Origin of the sequence: Pseudomonas sp. Y24-6, from assembly GCF_020295325.1 — a bacterium.
GTDB classification, from domain to species: domain Bacteria; phylum Pseudomonadota; class Gammaproteobacteria; order Pseudomonadales; family Pseudomonadaceae; genus Aquipseudomonas; species Aquipseudomonas gregormendelii.
This window is the reverse complement of the sequence record NZ_JACBXG010000056.1, coordinates 1-369: the sequence shown is the minus strand read 5'-3', so window position 1 is coordinate 369 and position 369 is coordinate 1. Positions and strand designations below refer to the sequence as shown.

The 369-nt window shown below is 60.4% G+C and carries 1 protein-coding gene; it reads right to left on the bottom strand.

Going from position 1 to position 369, the window contains the following annotated elements:
• On the bottom strand, positions 1-369 hold a 369-nt coding region (locus tag HYI44_RS29225; protein ID WP_225571220.1), incomplete at both ends, for a cadherin-like domain-containing protein.

Below are 369 nucleotides of genomic sequence, written 5' to 3'. Positions count from 1 at the left end.
GGGTGCATCTTCGGCGGTGGTCACGGTTTCGCCGAGATCGGTGAAGCTGTCATCAACCGGAGTGACGCTGATATTCAGGGTCGAAGTGACATTGCTACCGGAACCGTCGGTAACGGTGTAGCTGACTGTTGGCACCGGGCCGTTGTAGTTGGCAGCTGGGGTGAAGGTGTAGGCGCCATTGGCCGCAATGACCAGAGTGCCGACGTTGGTGATAGTCGCGGTGCTGCCGGCGGTGTAGGTGTTCGCACCGATGGTGAAGTTGACCAAGGTCACGTCGCCGTCGACGCTCGAGGTGCCAGTGAGAACGCTGCCGGTAACGGCAGTGTCCTCAAGGGTGGAGACCGTTTCGCTGGCATCGGTGAAGCTGTC